The organism is Microcoleus sp. MON2_D5 (assembly GCF_036701905.1).
Classification (GTDB): Bacteria; Cyanobacteriota; Cyanobacteriia; order Cyanobacteriales; family Microcoleaceae; genus Microcoleus.
Genome location: NZ_JAUBRM010000067.1, coordinates 18857 through 40452, shown reverse-complemented (window position 1 = coordinate 40452; position 21596 = coordinate 18857). Strand labels below are relative to the sequence as shown.

Annotated in this window: 17 protein-coding genes; 8 read left to right on the top strand and 9 right to left on the bottom strand. The window is 45.3% G+C overall.

Going from position 1 to position 21596, the window contains the following annotated elements; translation table 11 throughout:
• Positions 1-396: 396 nt before the first annotated feature.
• The 4 genes from QUA47_RS22360 to QUA47_RS22345 all read right to left on the bottom strand — a co-directional run bounded on the left by QUA47_RS22360 (position 397) and on the right by QUA47_RS22345 (position 5020).
• Positions 397-1383 (bottom strand): hypothetical protein, encoded by a 987-nt coding sequence (locus tag QUA47_RS22360; protein WP_333405767.1) that lies wholly within the window; start codon positions 1381-1383, stop codon positions 397-399.
• A gap of 20 nt (positions 1384-1403) precedes the next feature.
• A complete protein-coding gene (locus tag QUA47_RS22355) occupies positions 1404-2780 on the bottom strand; it encodes an oligosaccharide flippase family protein (RefSeq protein WP_333405768.1) in 1377 nt (458 codons plus the stop codon).
• A gap of 185 nt (positions 2781-2965) precedes the next feature.
• Positions 2966-3754: a TIGR03943 family putative permease subunit gene (locus QUA47_RS22350; RefSeq protein WP_333432364.1), complete on the bottom strand. Its 789-nt coding sequence runs from the start codon at positions 3752-3754 to the stop codon at positions 2966-2968.
• Positions 3755-3940: 186 nt separating this feature from the next.
• On the bottom strand, positions 3941-5020 hold the full coding sequence (locus tag QUA47_RS22345; protein ID WP_190660960.1) for a permease: 1080 nt from the start codon (positions 5018-5020) through the stop codon (positions 3941-3943).
• A 1115-nt stretch (positions 5021-6135) separates the two neighbouring features.
• On the opposite strand from QUA47_RS22345, the gene QUA47_RS22340 reads away from it, so the two are divergent.
• The gene (locus tag QUA47_RS22340) at positions 6136-7575 is read left to right on the top strand and encodes an ATP-binding protein (RefSeq protein ID WP_333432363.1); all 1440 of its coding nucleotides are present in this window, start codon (positions 6136-6138) and stop codon (positions 7573-7575) included.
• A gap of 108 nt (positions 7576-7683) precedes the next feature.
• Here the strand turns inward: QUA47_RS22340 and dnaN are convergent, their stop codons facing one another.
• The 3 genes from dnaN to dnaA form a co-directional block, all read right to left on the bottom strand.
• Positions 7684-8823 (bottom strand): DNA polymerase III subunit beta, encoded by a 1140-nt coding sequence (gene dnaN, locus QUA47_RS22335; RefSeq protein ID WP_190660964.1) that lies wholly within the window; start codon positions 8821-8823, stop codon positions 7684-7686.
• Between the two features lie 238 nt (positions 8824-9061).
• Entirely contained in the window at positions 9062-9235 is a 174-nt protein-coding gene (locus QUA47_RS22330) for a hypothetical protein (protein WP_190734896.1), read from the bottom strand.
• 316 nt (positions 9236-9551) lie between these two features.
• Entirely contained in the window at positions 9552-10919 is a 1368-nt protein-coding gene (gene dnaA, locus QUA47_RS22325) for a chromosomal replication initiator protein DnaA (protein ID WP_333282823.1), read from the bottom strand.
• Between the two features lie 211 nt (positions 10920-11130).
• Here dnaA and QUA47_RS22320 point away from each other — a divergent pair, with 211 nt between their 5' ends.
• The 6 genes from QUA47_RS22320 (at position 11131) to QUA47_RS22295 (ending at position 17245) form a co-directional block, all read left to right on the top strand.
• The gene (locus tag QUA47_RS22320) at positions 11131-12231 is read left to right on the top strand and encodes an RNA-guided endonuclease TnpB family protein (RefSeq protein WP_333282826.1); all 1101 of its coding nucleotides are present in this window, start codon (positions 11131-11133) and stop codon (positions 12229-12231) included.
• Between the two features lie 149 nt (positions 12232-12380).
• Complete coding sequence (locus QUA47_RS22315; protein WP_333282830.1) at positions 12381-13622, top strand: HhoA/HhoB/HtrA family serine endopeptidase; 1242 nt, start codon at positions 12381-12383, stop codon at positions 13620-13622.
• A 94-nt stretch (positions 13623-13716) separates the two neighbouring features.
• The gene (def, locus tag QUA47_RS22310; RefSeq protein ID WP_190660972.1) at positions 13717-14250 is read left to right on the top strand and encodes a peptide deformylase; all 534 of its coding nucleotides are present in this window, start codon (positions 13717-13719) and stop codon (positions 14248-14250) included.
• 187 nt (positions 14251-14437) lie between these two features.
• Positions 14438-15010, top strand: coding sequence for a TerD family protein (locus tag QUA47_RS22305; RefSeq protein ID WP_190660974.1), 573 nt, complete (start codon positions 14438-14440; stop codon positions 15008-15010).
• A 99-nt stretch (positions 15011-15109) separates the two neighbouring features.
• On the top strand, positions 15110-16564 hold the full coding sequence (locus tag QUA47_RS22300; RefSeq protein WP_333432362.1) for a TerD family protein: 1455 nt from the start codon (positions 15110-15112) through the stop codon (positions 16562-16564).
• An 81-nt stretch (positions 16565-16645) separates the two neighbouring features.
• On the top strand, positions 16646-17245 hold the full coding sequence (locus QUA47_RS22295; RefSeq protein WP_333432361.1) for a TerD family protein: 600 nt from the start codon (positions 16646-16648) through the stop codon (positions 17243-17245).
• 144 nt (positions 17246-17389) lie between these two features.
• On the opposite strand, the gene lysS is transcribed toward QUA47_RS22295, so the two are convergent.
• Both lysS and QUA47_RS22285 read right to left on the bottom strand, forming a co-directional pair.
• On the bottom strand, positions 17390-18943 hold the full coding sequence (gene lysS / locus QUA47_RS22290) for a lysine--tRNA ligase (RefSeq protein ID WP_333432360.1): 1554 nt from the start codon (positions 18941-18943) through the stop codon (positions 17390-17392).
• Between the two features lie 318 nt (positions 18944-19261).
• Complete coding sequence (locus QUA47_RS22285; RefSeq protein ID WP_333405778.1) at positions 19262-19399, bottom strand: hypothetical protein; 138 nt, start codon at positions 19397-19399, stop codon at positions 19262-19264.
• A 34-nt stretch (positions 19400-19433) separates the two neighbouring features.
• On the opposite strand from QUA47_RS22285, the gene tkt reads away from it, so the two are divergent.
• Positions 19434-21449 (top strand): transketolase, encoded by a 2016-nt coding sequence (gene tkt / locus QUA47_RS22280; RefSeq protein ID WP_333432359.1) that lies wholly within the window; start codon positions 19434-19436, stop codon positions 21447-21449.
• Positions 21450-21596 lie beyond the last annotated feature (147 nt).

The window sequence follows — 21596 nt, the reverse complement described above, 5'->3', positions numbered from 1 at the left end:
GGCTTTTTTAAACTTCAAATGCTTGTTAATAATTTAACTCGTTCAATTTTTCAAAACCTCAATATCCCTTATTTCCACTTTTCCTCTGCGTAGAGTGACAAAAGAGGGTTAAATCCGTCGACTATGCGGCACTTCTAACAGTATCAACCGAGTGGAGATGTGAAATTATAGATTTTACCTTTTATGATGCCTCAGAGCTAAAAATTGCTCGATCGAGAGAGGCTTTGAGGAAAGTAGAGCACCCTACCCTTGTGCCAGTTGTGTCCAAGACTGTTTGAGATTTTAGATTTTTAATTTAATCTCAAACCTCAAATCGCTAATTCTTTAATAGGTTGAGGGGTAACCCTGGCGATCTACCCATCCTACTAAGAATCATGACCCCTACTTAGATCCCTTTCACGAACCCTTGAGGATTGGTGTGTGGGAATTATTATTAACCGCTGATAGTGTATACGGAGATTCCGGTTCGGGATGTAGCTTAGAATATTTGCTATCGTAATGCCTGATCTCAAAATAGTTTAAGTTTGACGGGTGAGGCTTATATAGCGAGAAACATTCCAAAAGACAAAAAGTTGCTGCACTCTCTAAAGGCCCGACATTCACTACTTGATTTTTGAAGAGGCGACCTGATTTCATCCACTCTTTCATCTGCTTTCTTGACAAACAGTAAAATGCTGAATGAGGATTGCTAAACTCAGCAAATTTTACACCTTCTATCTCTACACTAGATAGCTGATTCCATGATAGCTCCGTATCAATTGTCAAATCAATGTATCTCTTGGTTCCTTGATACATTTCAAAACGGTTTGGGTAAAGAATAGCATTTTCATACCCGCTTTGTCGGTTAAAACTTTCTAATTTTTCTAGAATGAAAGCATCGTACAAAACAATGTCATCTTCTATGAATAAAAACCAGTCAAAATTTTCTACTCTTTCGACAAATTCTTCCTGAAGTCTAAACTCTACAAACATGGGGTCGCATTCAGGGCCTTCTTGTATCTGAATGCACTTAATTTGATATTCAGGTAAGTAGGCTGTAATGTGCCTGTTCGGTAGAGTTTGGATAGTAATTGTCAGGTCGCAATGAGCAAAACTCGTCAACAGTCCATCTATTGTTTGCCTGAGTCTCTCTATTTTTTCTGCGCCTTTTTCTGGATTGTTAGATTCTTCAACTGATGTAATGTGTGCGACAGCGGCAAAGACTTTGGGGCGTTCTTTTTTGGGGGCTTCTATTTCTTTGAATAAATTTATGATGCGATTTCTTTGATAAAAAAACATCAGTTTAGTATACCTCGTGGCTACTCGCGATATTTCTTGTAAGAGAGCCATTTGTAAAAAGATAAAGTGCATTACTTTTCTTCTTGTATTGTGTTCGCCTGACATATAGACAATCTCCTTTTTGTTTACTGAAACAGTTGATTGATTGGAACTAAATCCATCGGTGATATTTTATCGATTGGGAGGTTCCAACCAAAAGCGACTCTACACCAAAGTAGAGTGGCCAGCACCCCTACAAACAGCCCTGTTAATTGAATATCCTGCCAAAAACAACTTAGTCCTTCTTTCCACAAACCGTAGTTAGTTACTGCATAGGTAGGAAGGTCGCCGAGAGCTACAGCAATCACGGCACCTAAATTACCTTTTAAGTGGTATCCCAGCGGTATACTTATACATAGATTCACAAAAGTCAGCAGATTGCCTATAGCTGGGTACTGAGACTTTCCTACGGCTAGCAGACAAGAACCCATTATATTGTGCAGGGTGGTGTGCCAGATACCTAACGCCAAGATTGGCATCATCCAAGATGCAGCCTCATACTCTTTCCGATACAGTATTAAAATTAACTGATCTCCAAAGCTCACAAAAATTGCTAAACCTACGGCTAATGGTATTAGAATTAGCTTGCGGTTCTTGAGTATCTTGGCGCGCAACTCCTCCCGCGGCAACTCGGCCAGCATAGAAATTGAGGGAAAAATCACCCGACCACTAATTGCGATGATGACTTGGCGCGGCATATCCCCCAGGGTAAAAGCGATTCCGTAAATGCCCAACATTGTTAAAGTAAATATTTTCCCGAGGATGAGTCTATCGGCTTGAGAACACAAGAAAAACAAAGCCGTAGACACAAAGATCCATTTGCCATAAGAAAATATTTCTTTAGCTGCTTCTTTATCCCAAGCAAAGCGGTTTGACTTGCCGGGAATCAAAAAATGGCTCCATACTACCTCCATTAAAGCTCCAGTCAAGCCGCCTGCAACGATCGCCCAGATGCTGCGATCGAACCATGCCCAAACAATCATCACTGTTGTAGAAACAATCTGTATGCCCAACTCAAAAATTACTACTTTCTTCACTGCCATTTTGCGTTCTAGGCTGCATGTGGCGGTGGATTTAAACCCTCCTATTAGGGAATTTATACCTATTATTGGAATCAACCACAGAAGACGGGGATCTTTATAAAAACTAGCAACGGGCTGGGCAATTATAATCAAACACATGAAAATGAACAAGCTGCGAATAACTTGCAGTGTCCAAGCGGTGTTGAGAAATTGAGGATCTTCCCCACGCTTATTCTGGATTATGCTTGGGCCCAGGCCTATGTCTGAGAATAAGTTAATCCCTGTGATGAAAACGTAGGCTAGACCTACCAGACCAAATAATTCGGGCAAAAGCAGACGCGTCAGGATTAAGTTACTGCCAAATCGGATAATTTGACTGCTTCCATAGCTGGCGATCGTCCAGGCTGCACCTTTGATAGCTAATTTTTTTTCTGATGACATATACTCAGAACTTATTTCCTAATTACGAGTCTAGTTGCTGAATTTGCGCTTGGCAACTGTTACAGGATGCTGCTGCCACTTTTATAGCTAATTTTACTGTATCTTAATTTGCATACCGAAGACGGGCCCGGAATGCCCATCCCAAAATCAGAAAGGTAAAATTTAATCTCCAGCTTGCTCCGGCTTTAATAATCATAAGGGTTTTTTGGTTCGGGAATTGGTTGGAGGGATGATGCTTGAATGATTAATTTGCGCTTGCCTTGCAGTTCTTCTACTATCGTTTCTCCTTCTATTTCTAGCCAACTGTCTGGGGTCAAGGCGGTGCGGCTTTGACCGAGCGGTAATTTTACTGGCAACCCGATCGGATAGGCGTCTGCCGCGCAGCAGGTAATGATAAAACGCCCGATCCACATATATTGTTCTGCTAGGTTAGGGGGATGAATTACAAATCCTTGAACTTTGACTTTTTGACCTCTGTATGTATCCGGTTCGGGGTTGAAATTTAACAGCCGCACCCATTCGACGAGCGATCGCTGTTCGGGTTTTGTAGTATTGCGAAATTCTTGGGGTTGCAGTCTGGTGATTGGCAGAGATTCGGTGAGGCCTCGTTCTAATGCTGTCTGGCTGGTAAAAGTGCGTGGCGTTGTTAGTAAACCTATTAATGCGACGCTCAACATTAAGGTGCTGCCGATGCTGGGGGGAAACAAAGTAACGTGTTCAACTTCTGTAATTCTGAGAGAGTTATTTGCTGGTGATGTCCGCGATTGCTTTGTGGTGCGATCGAGTTTTAAGAGTTCCCAAGTTTTTAAACCCCCAATAACCATTAAGCCGATTCCTCCAGCTAAAGTCAACCCAAAGTAATGGGGGTGAATGAGAATGCTTAATTTGCCGGTAATCCAATATTTAAGAAGCAGTATTCCCCACGCTAAGATAGCTAGGGCGTCCAGCCAGGGGCTAAGTTTTTTAAGATTCATTTTTTAAGAGTCATTGAGAATTGGAAACTAGAACGTTGCAGGAAGAGAAAAGGAAGAAGAAGAGGAAATAAGGAACAAGGAAGAAGGGAAAAATAGCTATCTGTATATCGATTTCCGTGTCGTGTCTCAAAATAATTAAAAATCGCCAATCGAAAAGGGTATTAGTTGTCTGTCCCAGCTAATTTATTAACCTAAATGCAAGTTTACAGCGAGGGTCATTAAAAAGGTTAACTGAGCTGCCAAGACAATGATGTAAACTACGGCTCTACTTTTAAAAATTGACAGCATTAAACCGATGCCTTTGAGGTCAATCATCGGGCCGAAAACGAGAAATGCTAACAGCGAACCGCTGGTAAATGTGGCAGCAAAAGACAGGGCAAAAAAGGCATCTACTGTAGAACAAATCGATACGACTGCGCCTAAGAGCAGCATGGCTAGAATCGAGGAAACGGGGCCTTGGCCGAGGTTGAGAATTAGTTCGCGGGGGGCGCCAACTTGAATGATGGCTGCGATCGCACTTCCGATTACCAACACTCCTCCCAATTCGCGCAACTCCTGTACCATAGTATCTAAAAGCAGGCGCAGACGCTCTTTAGAAACGCGGTGGAACATGGAGGAACGTTTCGAGGTTTTTTCTGTTTGGTCTGTTTGTAATGGCTTCCAGTCGTCTTGTAGCAAGGATTCGATCGGCACCGCTCCACCCGGCTGACCCAGCATAAAAGTTCCCGACTGCAACAGCAGCGGAGTGTTGGCTTGGACGAGTTTTTTTTCGGAAAACTCTGGTTTTGGCAGGGGGATAGCGCGGGCTACAGAGGGTTGCAGCAGAGGCCGCAAGTCTTTTTGGGCGCTGAACACCCAGCCGATAATTGTGGCTGTGATTAGGGAAAATACCACCCGCAAAACTACAATTTCTGGCTGATCGCGAAATGCCGTCCAAGTCGCCCAAATTACCACGGGGTTGATGGTGGGGGCCGCGAGCAAAAAGCCGATCGCGGCTGGTGCGGGCACTCCCTGCATCAGTAACCTGCGGGCTACGGGCACGTTACCGCACTCGCACACGGGAAACAAAAAGCCGATCGAACTGCCCATCAAAGCCCCCAGTAGCGGGTTTCGCGGGATGCGGGATACGAGTTTGCGTTCGTCTACAAACCCCAGCAGCAAACCTGAGAATAAAACTCCCAGCAGCAGAAAAGGTATTGCTTCTACTAACAAGCTGAGAAAAAGGGTAAAAGCATTGTTTAACTGGTTCGTGAGGGCGGGTTGCATCGATCACCTACTGGTAGATTGCTATTTAGTTATACGTCTTTGGTAGAACTCCTTGTAGATCATACCAAAGCATAGCACTAAGTTAACAGCCAGTTAATTTTTTTTAGCCTTTTTTTTCCTGGATTTTGTAGATCTTCTAATTTAATCAATGCTGATGCCTTGAGTGATTTGGACGGGTTAAACTTGTTTGAATTTGAATGAATTTTATTCATATCCGCCTCGTACAGCCAATCAATAATTGACTCTGCAAACCGTCGCAGATTTGATGGATCTTTCGGTTAACAATAATTGATTGTAGAACAAATGCCAAGGCAGATTTTGCAGATTGCGGGCGAGGGTAACTTTTGGGAACATCTCAATGAAAGCAGCCCCGCCCAAAATTGGAGTTAGGAGCCAGCAGCCAGGAGCCAGGAGGAAAGAGTCAGAAGGAAGGAGGCAGAAGAAGTGTTTTTACAAATATGAGATGCTCCCTAACTGTTTTATATAACGATTGCTATAAAATTGGTTTGTAGCGATCACTTTAGTTTTCACTACAAACCTATAGGGGGCGCACTGGCAGGTGTGTCGCTGGCTGAACGTTACGGGGGGTTGCGAGTACCGGATCGGGGAGATGGGATGAAATCGCCTCAAATGCCCTAGCTTGCAAGGCGTCCCGCCATCGCGATTGCAAGCTAAAACTCCGGGACGCGATCGCCCCTATTTCTGCTTTTAACTTGTCTCCTGACGGGGTGCATCGGGTGGGGGATCGGGCAATTCCGATTTTCCTCTCTTGTCCATTAATTATATTTTTCAGCTTAATAATTTTATTAACACAAGGTTAAAAAAATAACTCAAGGTTAATGAATAATTAAATAGTCGAACCAAGCGTTAATACCCCTCAAGTCAGTCTAAAATAAAGTCAGGCATAGCCAGGGCGCATTTATTTCGGTGATACTTAATATTGCCTCATACTTTAAGTGGTAAAATCCCATTTACTACAGTCAGTTTTTTGTGTAATTAAAAAAGCAGTTTGTCAGGATGATCCCGGTCAAAGCACTCAGCAACTTACCTGCTGACCTTTGGTAGCTGAATGTCTGCTAGCCAATATAACCCCAAAAAAGCGTACTGATGAATTTATGTTGAATACCTCCTGCGTAGAAAGACCAGTTCCACCCATCTCCGAGGCTGACCTAGGAGCACTTTGTTTAGACTCTACTCTCCAAGAATTGTCGCTTTACGATTTTCATGTAGAGGCTACGGATTGGGGAATGCGAATTTCTCAGATGTTAGAAGCTAATCCGCTGTTACCGGGAGTCATTGTGACCCATCAAGGTGAATTTGCTGGTATGATTTCCCGGCGGAGATTTTTAGAATTTATCAGCCGTCCTTTTGGGCGAGAATTATTTTTAAAGCGACCTGTGAGGGCTTTGTACCGCTTTGCCGAAACTGAGAGTTTAATTTTTCCCAGCAATACTTTAATCGTGGATGCAGCCAGGAAGTCGCTGTTGCGATCGAAAGAACTGCTTTACGAACCGATTGTAGTTCAAGTGTCGCCTCAAACTTATACTTTGCTAGATGTACACGAACTGTTAGTAGCCCAATCCCACATTCACGAACTAGCGACAAAATTGCTGAGGCAGCAAACTCAATCTCAACTAATTCAAACCGAAAAACTAGCCAGTTTGGGGCAGATGGTAGCTGGAGTCGCCCACGAAATTAGAAATCCCGTCACCTGCATCAGCGGAAATCTAGGCTTTTTGTCAAACTACTCGAAAGACATCATGGACTTGCTGTCTGCTTACGAACACATTGTGGGTGAAAACGAAAAAATTAACCAACTCAAAAAACACATAGAATTTGATTTTTTGCAAGAAGATTGGGTGGAAATTATCAAAAGTATGAAAGTTTCATCACAGAGGCTGACCGAACTCGTTACCAGCCTCCACACCTTTTCTCACATGGACGAAACCCACTTGAAACAAGCTAACATCCATGAATGTATTGACAGTACGCTGCTAATTATGAAAAACCGTCTCAAGTACCAAATAGAAGTAGTTAAAAGCTATGGTGATTTGCCTTTAGTCAAGTGTTACTCGGGTCAGTTGAGCCAGGTATTTATGAATATCATCAGCAATGCGATCGACGCTTTGGAAGAGGTAAAAGAAGAAAAAGATTTTGTGCCTGCGATTACTATTGAAACCGAGGTAATAGACAGTTCTGACGGAGACTGCGTGAATTCGGAATTAATTCAAAATTATGTTATGGGCGATCGACAAAATTCAAAACAGCTATCCTGCGCCACCCAAAATGCCGGCTTTAGCCCCGAAGCAGGCGAAAAAAATCAAAATAACGCTTGGATAGCCATCAGGATTGCCGATAACGGGCCGGGAATTCCGCCAGAAATTCAGCGGCGGATTTTTGAGACGTTTTTTACTACTAAACCCGCCGGCAAAGGTACCGGTTTGGGGTTGGCAATTACCCATCAAATTGTTACGGAAAAACATAAAGGCAAGTTAAATTTGCATTCAACTCCCGGTACGGGTACGGAATTTGAAATTTTGTTGCCATTGATTTGAAGGTCTGGGGGACTGGTCGATATCGATTTACCGTTCAAGCGGGGGCGGGTTTCTTAGACGAGCAATTTTAGGCGGAGATTGTTTGTAAAACCCGCCCCTATTAATCGGTTACGCTCGAAGCTGAACTGGCATCACCAAGAATGTAGCATTGACTCCACCCAAAGGCTGGAAAATTACGGGGGCTAAAGCACCGTTTAATTGCAGTTGAATTTCTGGGGATTGAGCCGTTTTTAAAATATCAATCAGATATTTCACGTTGAAAGCAATATCTATGCTGTCTCCAGAAATTTGTGCGGGCATTGACTCTTTACCGCAGCCGACATCTTTAGCATCTACAGACAAAGTAATTTCCTGATTCTCCTCGTCGATGCTGCATTTGAGAATATTATTTTTTTGGTCTGCAAAAACGGCAATTCTTTCTACTGCGGCTAAGAACGATCGCCTTTCTAAAGTAATTTGTCGCTCAAAGGAGGGCGGAATCAACTGCCGATATGCGGGATACTGCCCTTCCAAGGTGCGGGTTGTCAGCCGCTGGTCTGCCCATTCAAACACTACTTGACCGTGTTCAAAATGCAGGGTGACAGGTTCAGTCCACTGGCGCATCACCAGCATTCTTTCTACTTCCCGCAATGCTTTAGCGGGGACTGTCACCTCAAATTCTTCTTGGGTTTCTTCGCCTTCAGCTTTTTCATTTGCAGTTTGAACTACTGCCAATCTGTGGCCGTCTGTAGCTGCAAACTCCAAGCAATCTTGCAATACCTTTAAATGCACGCCTGCAAGTACCTGTTTTGCCTCGTCGGGGCTAGTAGCAAATAAAGTTCCTTTGAGTCCTTCTATCAAGGCTTCCGGCGGCAATTTTAGGATTGTTCCGGCTTCGATTGCGGGCAATTCTGGGAATTCTTCCGGGCCCATGCCTCTAACTTGGTAGCTGCCAGAACTGCAAGTGAGATATGCTACGGTGTCCCCCGCTTCGTCTTCTAAAGTAATCTCTCCATCCGGGAGTCTCGAAACAATATCGTTAAGCAATTTAGCGGGTATTGTAAAACTGCCGCCGCCACTCACTTCTGCTGCGAAGCTGGTACGGATGCCCAAACTGAGATCGAAAGCTGTCAAGCTAACCCGCTGATTTTCCTCATCGGCTACTAAGAGCACGTTGGCTAGTACCGGATGTGTCGGGCGGGAGGGAACGGCCCGACTTACCAACGAGAGGTTGGCGTTGAGGTCACTTTGGGTGCAAACCAATTTCATGGTAGGAAGGTTAATTAACCGGATTTGAAACAGAAACAAATCGTATCACAGAAAGCCAGCGGGTCGGTTTTTCTGTGTGTAGGGCTTAAGCATGGGGCGCTTATTCCCGGTTTCTACGCAAAATTGTGTCTGTAAAAACGAGAAATCTTCGTAGAAACCGGGTTTCTGATGTCAGCGCGCGTGGCGAACTATCTGTGTAGGGTACGCAGGGATCGCCTGTTTTTTTTAATTTATTGAACTATTTTTGTATCGATCGCCCTGTGGAAACTGTGGAAAAAACAGCTAACTGCTGGCTGGGCATCACCTCTAGGTAATAAATACCTGTGGAAAACTTGTGGAAAAGCTGTTGCGGTCGATCGCCCGCCCATTTTTGTGCACAAACTGTTTCGGGCGATCGAGTAAAGTTTTCCACAAACCGAGGGCAACTTTTCCACAGGTTTTTCCACAGGCAAGCTGCTACGCATAGAGATTGTCTGTTATCGGAGAGTAACCCCTTCGATGATGCGGATCTTGAAATCGCTGCATAGAGTCATTGGTGTGACAACTGACTGACAACTGACTGACAACTGACCGAAAGCATCCAGGATACAAGCCCCCGGATTCATCCGTGGAGAAATAAAAAACCTGTATCCGATGAAACTTGCCCCCCGAATTTATCCGTGGGGTCAATGCTTCAATTCTTTAATCTAAAATCTAAAATCTAAAATCTAAAATCGATTGACTTCTTCTCAAGTTTTGCGACTGACAACATTAATTCGATCGCTCAACTGACGCAAAGTTTGAGCCAAATTCGGGTCAGTGTTCCGCAACTGAGCAATTTTGTCGCAACTGTAAAGCACAGTCGTGTGATCTTTGCCGCCGAACACTTCGCCAACTTTTGGCAAACTCAAACCAGTATGCTGCCTAATTAAATACATCCCTACTTGACGGGCCAGACTAATTTCTCGCCTGCGAGAAATGCCTTTCAAATCTTCAACAGAAACATCAAACTCCTCAGCCACAACTGCAATTACTGCATCTGGCGTCGCCTCTAAGCTTTCAGTTTGCTGGTTCAAAACCGGGGCGATATTCTCCACGGTCATCGGCAAACCGGTAATTGAAAGATATGCTACCGCCCGAATCAAAGCACCTTCCAATTCCCGAACGTTGGAAGTGTAACTAGAAGCAATGTATTCAATGACATCTCGCGGCAGCCGCATATTTTCATACTCGGCTTTTTTCTGCAAAATTGCCATCCTAGTTTCCAAGTCGGGCAATTGAATGTCGGCAATTAATCCCATGGAAAATCGGGAACACAAACGCTCTTGCAGGCGTGGGATTTGCTGCGGCGGGCGATCGGAAGCTAAAACTACTTGATTCCCGGCTTCGTGCAAAGTATTAAAAGTATGGAAAAATTCTTCTTGAGTGTATTCTTTGCCTTCAATAAATTGGATATCATCTATTAACAAAACATCGGCTGCTCGATAATGATCGCGGAAAGTTTGCATACTATCTTTCCTAATGGCGGCGATTAAATCGTTAGTAAATTTCTCAGTAGAAACGTAAAAAATCTTGGCGTTGGGGTCAATTTCCAAGCGATAATGACCGATCGCCTGCATCAAATGAGTTTTGCCCAAACCGACGCCACCGCACAAAAATAGGGGATTGAATTCTCGGCCCGGAGACTCGGCTACGGCGAGGGAGGCTGCGTGGGCCATGCGGTTGTTGGAACCGACGACAAAGCGGGAAAATACGTATTTCGGGTTTAAATTGGCCGGTTTGGGGGGGTGAAGCGAGTGGCTTTCCATATCGGCGATGGGGGAGGGCCAAATCATGGCGGAATCGCTGCTGCCGCCTGTTTCGTTTCCTCCGGCAATGGTCAAGTAAATGTCCACGGGATAGCCGAGAATTTCGTAGACTGCATCGGCAATGGTTTTGACGTAATATTTTTGCAACCAATTGCGAGCAAAGGGGTTGGGGGCGCTGACAATCAAACAGTTATTTTCGAGCTGTTCCGCCCTGGCAGTTTTGATCCACGTCTCAAAGCTAGGTCTGCTCAGTTGTACCTGGAGACGTTCAAGTATCTGATTCCACAGACTTTCGAGGGGAATGTCCACTGCTCACCTCTGCCGATCGGCATTCAAGATATTAATTCTACTCTAGAGAGTTTAGTCCTCAGATGCTAAAGTTTAAGGGAGTCTGCCGATCGCCAAAATTTTTGCGGCTCTGCAGCCCAAACCAGGTATCGGGGAGTTAGACTAAATCGCCAAATAGTTGGCTAAACTTGTCTATAATTCACCAAACAATAAACTCTAAGTAAGCTTAACTATGTTTGCCGTCAAACGAGCGCTAAAATTGAATAACAACGAAGCGACCTTGATGGCAAAACACGCAGGATTTCGGCGGGTCGTCTTCAATTTCGGGTTAAGCTTGCGGACTCAAATGTATAGTGAGGGCAAGCTTTCGGACTCGAAGGTGATCAACGAAGTTAAAAAAGTTCTCACCAACCACGTCAAGAAGCAACCTGAATTCGCTTGGATGAACCAGTTGTCTAGCCGAGTCTACCAAAACGCTTTAATTGACTTGAAAGATGCGTTTAGTCGATATCGTGCCGGGAAAGCAGGTCATCCAAAATTCGCTAGCCGTCGCAATGGTCAATCTTTTACAGTAGATTCATCCCATGGGAAAGTTCTGCTAAGTGCTGGCAAAACCATTAAGATTCCTACATTGGGAACGTTTCGGCTTGATGAGCCACTAGAATGTGGTTACGTGTCTCAAACTTTCACTATCTCAAAAGAAGGAAGTCGCTGGTTTATTTCATTCTGTGTTGATGCAGAACGTTTACCAGTTCAACAGCCCAAAAGCTCTGTAGGAATCGATGTAGGTATTAAATATGCGGCAACCCTGTCAAACCAGCAAGTTTTTGAGGCACCAAAACCGCTGCAGCAAGCGAAAACCAAACTTGCTACTTTACAGCGAAAAGCGTCCCAGCAGGTAAAAGGCTCCAATAACCAGCGCAAAACCTACAATAAAATTAGCCGGCTTCACGCCCAAATAGCTTGTATTCGTAAAGATTTCCTGCACAAGTTAACAACTTACTTAGCCAAAACATTCAAGTTAATCAAGATTGAAAATTTGAATGTTTTAGGGATGATGGCAAATCACAAGCTGGCGGGCGCAATATCCGACCTTGGGTTTTATGAGTTTAAACGTCAACTCAATTACAAATGTCTTATGTATGGAGCAACTTTAGTCTTGGTAGACCAGTGGTTTCCCAGTTCTAAAACTTGCTCTAATTGTGGCAGCAAAAAAGATATGCCGCTAAGCGTTCGGATTTATGATTGTCCGGTTTGTGGAATATCTATCGACCGAGATTTAAATGCGAGCCTGAACATTTTAAAATGGGAACCCTCGGCTGGAGGGGGATAGCCTACTGATCTTGGGATAGCCGACTACCCAATAGCGTAGGAAGTAAACTCGGATGAACTAAAGATGGCTTTAGATAAGTTTAGGTAAGTTTTACGCAGCAGCTGCTCGGCAAATATTTAGATTTGGCAGGAAAGCCTTAAAACATGGCAATGAAGAGTTCTACTGGCAAATTTTGGAAGCAACCGGCAATTTACATATTGCTGCTGGTAACGGGAGCCGGGGCCGCCATGTTGGGCGATCGTCTGACGGTTTCTCAATTTCGTGCAAATTCTGGCGATTCGGGACAAAGGGCGCTGGAACCTAAATTGCAACTGCCTCCTAATACAAAGGATCGAGTTAGCAAAGTCTTGCCGCCGGCTTCCTTGTCGGGCGACGGGACTAATGTGAATTTTATTGTGGCTGCCGTGGCAAAAGTTGGCCCTGCAGTGGTTCGGATCGATGCTTCGCGCCCGGTGAAACCGGGAAATAGAGGCCTGTCGCCGGAAGATTTTTTTGGCATAGAACCGAATTCGGGTGGCCGGGGCGGGATCGAACGGGGCACTGGTTCGGGTTTTGTCATCGGTGCCGACGGCGTGATTCTCACTAACGCTCACGTTGTAGAGGGAGCCGATACGGTAAATGTAACTCTCAAGGACGGCCGCAGCTATCAGGGGCGGGTGTTGGGGGCGGATAAGGTAACGGATGTGGCTGTGGTGAAGATTGAGGCGAATAATTTGCCTGTGGTGGCGATCGGCAATTCGGATAAGCTGTTGTCTGGGGAATGGGCGATCGCCATCGGCAATCCTTTGGGTTTGGACAATTCCGTAACTGCGGGGATTATTAGCGCTACGGGGCGATCGAGCTCTGATGTGGGCGTACCCGACAAGCGGGTCGGTTTTATTCAAACAGACGCTGCAATTAATCCGGGGAATTCCGGCGGCCCGCTGCTGAATGCTTCGGGCCAAGTTATTGGTATGAATACGGCGATTATTCAAGGTGCTCAAGGATTGGGCTTTGCGATCCCCATTCAGGCGGCGCAAGAGGTGGCGAAGGAACTGATTGCGACGGGGAAAGTCGAACACGCTTATTTGGGAATTGAAATGGCGACGCTGACTCCCGATGTTAAGGAGCAAATTAACAGCAACGCTAACAGCAGCCTGCGAGTTGCAGTCGATCGGGGTGTGGCTATTGTTAGCGTTGTTCCTAATTCTCCGGCAGCAGCAGCCGGTTTGCGGGCTGGAGATGTGATTCAAAAAATTAGCAATCAGCCAATTATTCAGTCGGAAGCTGTTCAGGAGTTCGTGCAAAATGCTAAGGTTGGCGGGCTGTTGCAAATGGAAATCAACCGCAACGGGCAAATAGTTAATTTGACTGTTAAAACGGGGAGTTTGCCGGTTCAAAAAGTTAGATAAGAAGGAAGAAGGAAGAAGGAAGAAGGAAGAAGGAAGAAGGAAATAATAATTTGTCAGTAGTTAACGACTAACCAATAACGACTAACCAATAACTATGGCAGAACTCTTACAAATCTCACAATTAGGAAATCCTGTACTGCGCCGCCAGTCGCAAGTTGTCGAGAATATTAAGGACGATCGCATTCAACAGTTGATTGACAGCTTAATCTTTACAGTACAGCAGGCAAACGGAGTGGGGATTGCCGCTCCTCAAGCGGCTCAGTCCGATCGCCTGTTCATCGTCGCATCCCGTCCCAACCTGCGGTATCCCCAAGCACCCCACATGGAACCCACAGCGATGATTAATCCCCGGATTGTGGCTGCATCAACAGAGACAGTCAAAGACTGGGAAGGCTGTTTGAGCATTCCAGGGATTCGGGGATTGGTGCCCAGAAGTAGGGCGATCGAGATAGAATACACCAGTAGAGACGGCAAACTTCACCGACAAGAATTGACAGACTTTGTGGCTCGAATTTTTCAACACGAACACGACCATTTAGATGGAATCGTGTTTTTAGACAGAGTGGAAAGTACCCACGAACTGATGACAGAAGATGAGTACCAGCAACAATTTGTCAAGCTACTCTAAGCAAAAGCATCCAGCGTACAAGCCCCCGGATTCATCCGCAGGGCCAATTTTTCAATTATCCAATCTAAAATCCAAAATCTAAAATCGATTGACCGAGGACGATTACCAGCAGCAATTTGTCAAGCTGCTCAGACAGTTTGTATAATTGTTATCAGTAATATTACAGATTTTGCACGCAGGAGGGCGAATGTCTATCAATTTGGAAAAAGGCGGGAGAATCAATCTCTCTAAAGAAGCACCCGGGCTGAAAAATGCCGGGATTGGTTTGGGATGGGATACCAATGCTACAGACACAGGCGCAGCATTTGACTTAGATGCTTCCGTGTTTATGTTGGGGGCTACTGGCAAAATTCCTGGCGAAAAATACTTTGTTTTCTACAACAACAAGGAGTCGCCGGACACTTCTGTAATACATCTGGGAGATAGCAGAACCGGAGAAGGATTTGGCGATGATGAAACAGTTACCGTCGATTTAACTAAAGTCGATCCGGCGGTGGAAGAAATTGTGTTTGTGGTAACTATCCACGAAGCAGAATCGAGAAGGCAAAACTTCGGTCAAGTGCGGAATGCTTTTATCAGGATTTACGACACTACTACTAATACAGAGGTAACGAAGTACGATTTGGACGAGGATTTTTCTAGGGAGACAGCGGTAGAGTTTGGCAGACTTTACAAGAAAGACGGTGAGTGGAGGTTCCAAGCTGTAGGACAAGGCTACAATTCCGGCTTGCAAAGCTTTGTAGACAAGTATGCCGCATAAAAAGGCGATCGCTCCTAGCTAAATAAATCGAGGGGAAATTCGGAAGCAGGAATGTTTCCCTCGATTTTAAGCAATCAGACTCATGAGGTGATAAACCAGATGGGAATTCAATTAAAGAAGGGCGAAAGATTTAATCTTTCTAAAACATCTCCAACTTTAACAAAAGTTGCGATCGCCCTGGGATGGGAAATAGCAACTGAACGAAGTTTATCGGACTCAAACCAGCAAAGCTGCGATATCGATGCCTCGGTTTTTGCATTAGGTTCGGACGGCAAAATTCCCGATGAAAGATACTTTGTATTTTACAATAACTCGCAGTCGCCGGACGGAGCGATCGCCCATTCGGGAGATAATCAAACTGGTCAAACTCAAGGGGATGACGAGACAATTTATGTAGACTTAGAAAAAGTAACGGCTGCTGTTGAGGAAATGGTTTTTGTGGTCACGATTCACGACGCACAAGCTAAACATCAAAATTTTAGCCAAATCAGAAATGCTTTTATCCGATTGTACGATCGCCAAACCGGCAGCGAACTAGCCCGCTATGATTTAACAGAAGGTTTTTCTGAAGAAACAGCAGTCGAGTTCGGACGGTTGTATAAAAAAGATGCAGCTTGGAGATTTCAGGCCGTAGGACAAGGATATAAAGCAGGGTTGCAGAGTTTTGTTGACAAGTATCATTCTGAGATTCAACAGCAAGAAAAGCCAGCAAAAATTACAGTAGAACTGCCTAAATTACCAGTTATTGAAGATAGCCACAAAAGTCAGAAAGCTATAGCATTAGACAAAAAGCTTCAGGAGAAAGCGCCGCACATTTTCAATCTTGCTAAGAAAGCCGATATCTCGCTAAAAAAGGCAAATCTCACAAATCACGATGCTCAAGTAGCGCTTTGCCTCGATATTTCTGCTTCTATGTCTTCCCTATACCGTTCAGGAAAAATTCAGCGTTTGGCAGAGAAGATTTTGGCTTTGGGATGTCGGTTTGATGACAACGGATCGATCGACATATTTCTGTTTGGAGTCAACCCCCACAATCCCGGTGAAATGTCGATCGACAATTTCTCAAACTTCATTCACCATATACTGCAACAGTATCCTTTAGAAGGAGGTACTTACTACGGTAAAGTGATGAAGGAAATTAGAAAGTTCTATTTTCCAGATGGTCGCGGTAGCAGGCGCTACGCAGCTATTAAAGCCGATCGACCTGTCTACGTGATGTTTGTAACTGATGGAGAAACGGCTGACGAGTCGGAAAGCAAGCAGCAGCTACAATGGTCGTCCTATGAGCCGATATTTTGGCAGTTTATGGCGATCGGCACGTCGCAGAAAGATGTCAAAAGTAAGGGAGTTCGAGGGTGGTTAGCAAGATCCGTAGCCAGCGATTTTAGCTTTTTAGAACAGCTTGACGAAATGGGCGCTCGCTACCTAGACAACGCCGATTTCTTCAGTTTAGAAGACCCGGAACATATTGCCGATGAGGAATTATACGATTTGTTGACCGCCGAATATCCGCATTGGGTAAAATCAGCACGAATCAAAAATCTCTTACCCTAGAAACAGCTTTGGCCGGCCAACAAAATGCTAGCTTAGGGCAATCATTCAACTTCACAATAAACCTTACACAATCACAAAACTATGGCTATCAACTTGACAAAAGGACAATCGATCGTTCTCAGCAAAAGCGAATACGACTTATCCCGATTAACAATGGCTTTGGGCTGGGATGTAGCGCAAGCTAAAAAAGGTCTTTTCGGCCGCAGCAGCGGTGCAAATTTTGACTTAGATTCCTACGCTCTGCTGCTGGGAGAAAATGGCAAATTAAAGAACTACAAAGAAGATGTAATTTATTACTCTCATTTGGAGTCAAAGGACAAAACAGTTGTTCACTCAGGCGACAATCTCACGGGGGCTGGAGATGGAGACGACGAACAAATTTTGGTAAAACTGAGCTCTTTGCCAGAACAATATCACAAAATAATTTTGGGCGTGAATATTTACGATGGGAAAGAGAGAAAACAGCATTTTGGCCTGGTAGAAAATGCTTTTGTGAGGGCTGTAGATGCGACTGGGAAAGAAATCGCTCGTTATCGCTTGTCAAATGACCCTTCTTATGAAGGAAAATTAAATATGTTGATGGGAGAAGTTTATCGAGAAGGCGGCGAGTGGAAGTTTAAGGCTTTGGGAAATCCTTTGGCTGAAGATTTAAACGGTGTTGTCGGTTCGTTTATGCGGTGATATCAAAAATGTTTTTTTAACCGCAGATAACCGCAGATAAACGCCGATGAAATTCCATCTGCGTTTATCTGTGTTACTCCGCTGATATCTGTGGTTAACAAATCCCCATTTACTTATTAGACATCTGCAAAAAAGCTACTCCAATCAATCTTTAATCGGCCGCATTGTCGGGAACATTACCGCATCGCGGATGCTTTGAGTATTAGTTAAAAGCATCACCAATCTGTCTACGCCGATGCCCATTCCCGCACAGTTAGGCATTCCCAAAGATAGCGCTTGAATAAAGTCTTCATCCATTGGATGCGCTTCGTCATCGCCGGCATTTTTCTGCGCTAACTGTTCCTCAAACCGCTTTCTTTGCTCCTTCGGATCGTTCAATTCTGAGAAGCCGTTCGAGTATTCTGTACCGTTGATAAATAGCTCGAAACGTTCTACAAATCCCGGCTTGCTGCGATGTCCTTTTGCTAAGGGACTGACTTCGACAGGATAGTCGATGATGAATGTAGGTTGAATTAGTTTGGGAACAACTAATTTGTCAAAAACTGCATACAGCACGTAGCCTAAGCTCTGTTGTTCTAACTTAGACAGGTGCAATTCTAGCTTGGTTGCAGAGGCGAGCGCACTTTCCAAGTCCAAACTGTCAAAATCCAGCTCAAACTCGTCTCTGACAGCTTCTACCATCGTTTTCACTTGCCAGTGTTTGCCGCTAAAACCGGGATATTTTTCGCTGTAGTCGAACTTGCGTTCTAAACTAATCGTTTCCCCCTGATTTTCAATTTCTTTGACATCCCCAAATACCGCCGCCGCTGCGAAACATATCACATCTTCGACAACTGTTAAAATGTCGAAAACATCAGCATAAGCTTGGTAAACTTCTAAGGAGGTAAACTCGGGATTGTGGGTGCTGTCAATTCCCTCATTTCTAAATGCTTTCCCTAGTTCAAATACTCGCTCGAAACCGCCACAAATTGCCCGCTTTAAGAATAATTCGGGAGCAACTCGCAAATACAAATCCACATCCAAAGCATTGTGGTGAGTGATGAAGGGCTTAGCAGCAGCACCGCCGTAAATAGCTTGCAGTGTTGGCGTTTCTATTTCGTAAAAATTGGCTTGCCAGAGATAGGAACGGATGCTTTGAACGATGCGACTGCGAAGCATAAAACGGTTGAGCGCATCTTGGTTGCTTGCCAAATCCATTTCGCGGTGACGGCGGCAAACTTCGGGGTCGTTAATTCCGTAATAAGCATCGGGAAATTGAATGGTAGCTTTTGATAAAAGCTTTAATTCCCTCACTAAAATAGAAAGTTCTCCCCTGGGGGTGCGGCAGCCGATACCTTCGACGCCGACAAAATCGCCGACATCGAGCAATTTTTTAATTTGTTCAAAGCTCAAACCGACTTCGCCGGTGACGATTGCTTTCTCGATTTTGAGTTGAATCTTGTCTGTGGCGTCTTTTAAATCGATGAAACCAATTTTGCCGCTGTCTCGTTTGGAAGTGATGCGGCCGGCTAATCGCAGGGGAATTTCTTCGGGGTCGCTTTCTCCGTTTTCGAGTTCTTTTCCCGGCTGACTAAATATTTCGCGAACTTGCTTGGCTGTGTGCGATCGCGCGTAGGATTCACTGGGATACGGTTCTATGCCTTGCGATCGCAGTTCGTCTACTTTTTGACTGCGGACTTCGGCTTCACTGAGAGTCATTAGTTATTGCCTGATTAAAATTACAAATATCTGACATCTTGCACTATTCTGGCGATCGTGCGATCGGGTGGGCTAGAAGAGCCCAACCCCTACTCCCCACAAGAAAATTCACTCTTTGTGGAACAGGCATCTTGCCTGTTCGTGACAAAGCTGCAAGATGTCAGAAACACCAAACTCTATCATAACAGGGTGGTTTTGAGAGCCAATTTGCCAAATAATAAGTTACACCCTCTCGTAACCCGATCGCACAGAGCCGCACTCGCCCCAGAAATATCTCCGATAACAATTTGCGATCGAGTGCACAAAGCGACCGAAACATTAAAAAATTAAGTTGTCTGTCGATCGCAACTGGTGAGATGATATGTAGTGCAGCCTCACGGCAGTTCCATAGAAACTGAACAGCAGAAACGCGAGCGATCGAATTCGGCTCATCGCACCTCTGTCAGAATCGACCACACACACTCTCTCTTAACGTATAAAAACCAGAATTATGGCTGTTGCAACCCAATCACTCGAAGAACTCTGCATCAACTCTATCCGCTTTTTGGCCATCGATGCGGTAGAAAAAGCAAAATCAGGACACCCGGGACTGCCGATGGGCGCTGCCCCTATGGCCTTTGTGCTGTGGGATCGGTTCATGCGGTTCAACCCCAAAAACCCCAAGTGGTTTAATCGCGATCGCTTCGTCCTCTCCGCCGGCCACGGCTGTATGCTACAGTACGCCCTCCTGTATTTGACCGGCTACGATAGCGTCACCATCGACGACATCAAGCAATTTCGCCAGTGGGAATCCAGAACCCCCGGACACCCCGAAAACTTCATGACCGAAGGCGTAGAAGTTACCACCGGCCCCCTGGGACAAGGAATTGCTAATGGCGTCGGTTTGGCAATGGCAGAAGCTCACCTCGCTGCTAAGTTTAACAAGCCCGACCACACAATAGTTGACCACTACACCTATGTAATTTTGGGTGACGGCTGCCACATGGAAGGTGTTTCTGCCGAAGCTTGTTCTTTGGCCGGACACCTCGGACTCGGCAAATTAATTGCCTTGTACGATGACAATCACATTTCTATTGAAGGCGACACAAGCTTGGCCTTTACTGAAGATGTGGGCAAGCGTTTTGAAGCTTACAACTGGCACGTTATTACAGTAGACAATACCGCTCTAGACGAAGATACTAACCTAGAAGCAGTTCACAAAGCTATTGAAGAAGCCAAAAAAGTCACGGACAAACCGTCCATGATTAAAGTCCGCACCGTCATTGGTTACGGTTCTCCAAACAAGCGCAATTCCTACAGCGCTCACGGTGCTGCTTTGGGTACCGATGAAGTGCAAGCAACTCGCGATTTCTTGAAGTGGGAACACGCACCGTTTGAGATTCCTGAGGATGCTTTGTCACACTTCCGCAAAGCAGTCGATCGCGGTGCTCAAGCTGAGCAAGAATGGCAGAAAGCTTTTGATGCTTATAAAGCAGCATATCCTGCAGAAGCTGCAGAATATGAGCGCACGGTGGCCGGCAAACTGCCCGAAGGTTGGGATAAAGTTTTGCCGACATACAAGCCGGAAGATAAGGCCGATTCAACTCGGAATCATTCTGGAAAATGTTTGAATGCTTTGGCAGGTGTCCTACCTGAATTGATCGGCGGTTCCGCTGACTTGGCATCTTCTAACATGACTTTGCTCAAGGGTGAAAAAGACTTCCAAAAAGGTCAGTACGAAGGACGTAACCTGCGCTTTGGTGTGCGGGAACACGGCATGGGTGCGATCGCCAACGGTATGCTTCTGCACGGCGGTTTAATTCCTTACTGCGCCACTTTCTTGGTATTTGCTGACTATATGCGGGGAGCAATTCGCCTCTCTGCACTATCGGAAGCTGGAGTTATTTACGTAATGACTCACGACTCCGTAGCCTTGGGCGAAGACGGCCCCACTCACCAACCCGTGGAAACCATCGCTTCTCTGCGAGTAATTCCCGACTTGTTGGTAATGCGCCCTGCGGATGGTAATGAAACATCCGGCGCTTACAAAGTGGCAGTTGAAAGCCGCACTCGCCCAACTTTAATGGCTTTGTCGCGCCAAAACTTGCCTAACTTGGCTGGAAGCTCGATCGAAGGAACTGCCAAAGGCGCTTACGTTTTGTCTGACGACGGCGGCACTCCTGACATCATTTTAATCGGCACCGGCGGCGAAACATACCTCTGCGTTGATGCCGCTGAAAAATTGCGCGCCGCCGGCAATAAAGTGCGCGTAGTTTCGATGCCTTGCTGGGAATTGTTTGACTTACAAGATGCCGCTTACCGCGAATCTGTACTGCCGAAAGCTGTTACTAAACGGTTGGCAGTTGAAGCAGCTTGTAGCTTCGGCTGGGGACGTTATTTAGGTTCCGAAGGCGACAGCATCAGCATCGACACATTCGGCGCTTCTGCACCGGGCCCCGTTGCTTTAGAAAAGTTTGGCTACACCGTTGATAATGTGGTAGCTAAGGCTCAGGCGCTGTTGGGTTAATAGCAGCAGCATAATTTTTGGTGGGGCGGGCTTCTGGCTCGCCCCATTTTTTATAGAAGAAGGAAGAAGTTCGGCAACGGATGTAACAGATGTAACAGATGGATGGAAGAAGGCTTTAGTTATCTAGGAGAGAAGGCTTTAGTTATC

What these genes read in the sequence shown, in the direction of transcription:
- QUA47_RS22360 (WP_333405767.1), bottom strand. Translation starts at nt 1,383, where the DNA reads ATGTCAGGCGAACACAATACAAGAAGAAAAGTAATGCACTTTATCTTT.
- QUA47_RS22355 (WP_333405768.1), bottom strand. Translation starts at nt 2,780, where the DNA reads ATGTCATCAGAAAAAAAATTAGCTATCAAAGGTGCAGCCTGGACGATC.
- QUA47_RS22350 (WP_333432364.1), bottom strand. Translation starts at nt 3,754, where the DNA reads ATGAATCTTAAAAAACTTAGCCCCTGGCTGGACGCCCTAGCTATCTTA.
- QUA47_RS22345 (WP_190660960.1), bottom strand. Translation starts at nt 5,020, where the DNA reads ATGCAACCCGCCCTCACGAACCAGTTAAACAATGCTTTTACCCTTTTT.
- QUA47_RS22340 (WP_333432363.1), top strand. Translation starts at nt 6,136, where the DNA reads ATGTTGAATACCTCCTGCGTAGAAAGACCAGTTCCACCCATCTCCGAG.
- dnaN (WP_190660964.1), bottom strand. Translation starts at nt 8,823, where the DNA reads ATGAAATTGGTTTGCACCCAAAGTGACCTCAACGCCAACCTCTCGTTG.
- QUA47_RS22320 (WP_333282826.1), top strand. Translation starts at nt 11,131, where the DNA reads ATGTTTGCCGTCAAACGAGCGCTAAAATTGAATAACAACGAAGCGACC.
- QUA47_RS22315 (WP_333282830.1), top strand. Translation starts at nt 12,381, where the DNA reads ATGAAGAGTTCTACTGGCAAATTTTGGAAGCAACCGGCAATTTACATA.
- def (WP_190660972.1), top strand. Translation starts at nt 13,717, where the DNA reads ATGGCAGAACTCTTACAAATCTCACAATTAGGAAATCCTGTACTGCGC.
- QUA47_RS22305 (WP_190660974.1), top strand. Translation starts at nt 14,438, where the DNA reads ATGTCTATCAATTTGGAAAAAGGCGGGAGAATCAATCTCTCTAAAGAA.
- QUA47_RS22300 (WP_333432362.1), top strand. Translation starts at nt 15,110, where the DNA reads ATGGGAATTCAATTAAAGAAGGGCGAAAGATTTAATCTTTCTAAAACA.
- QUA47_RS22295 (WP_333432361.1), top strand. Translation starts at nt 16,646, where the DNA reads ATGGCTATCAACTTGACAAAAGGACAATCGATCGTTCTCAGCAAAAGC.
- lysS (WP_333432360.1), bottom strand. Translation starts at nt 18,943, where the DNA reads ATGACTCTCAGTGAAGCCGAAGTCCGCAGTCAAAAAGTAGACGAACTG.
- tkt (WP_333432359.1), top strand. Translation starts at nt 19,434, where the DNA reads ATGGCTGTTGCAACCCAATCACTCGAAGAACTCTGCATCAACTCTATC.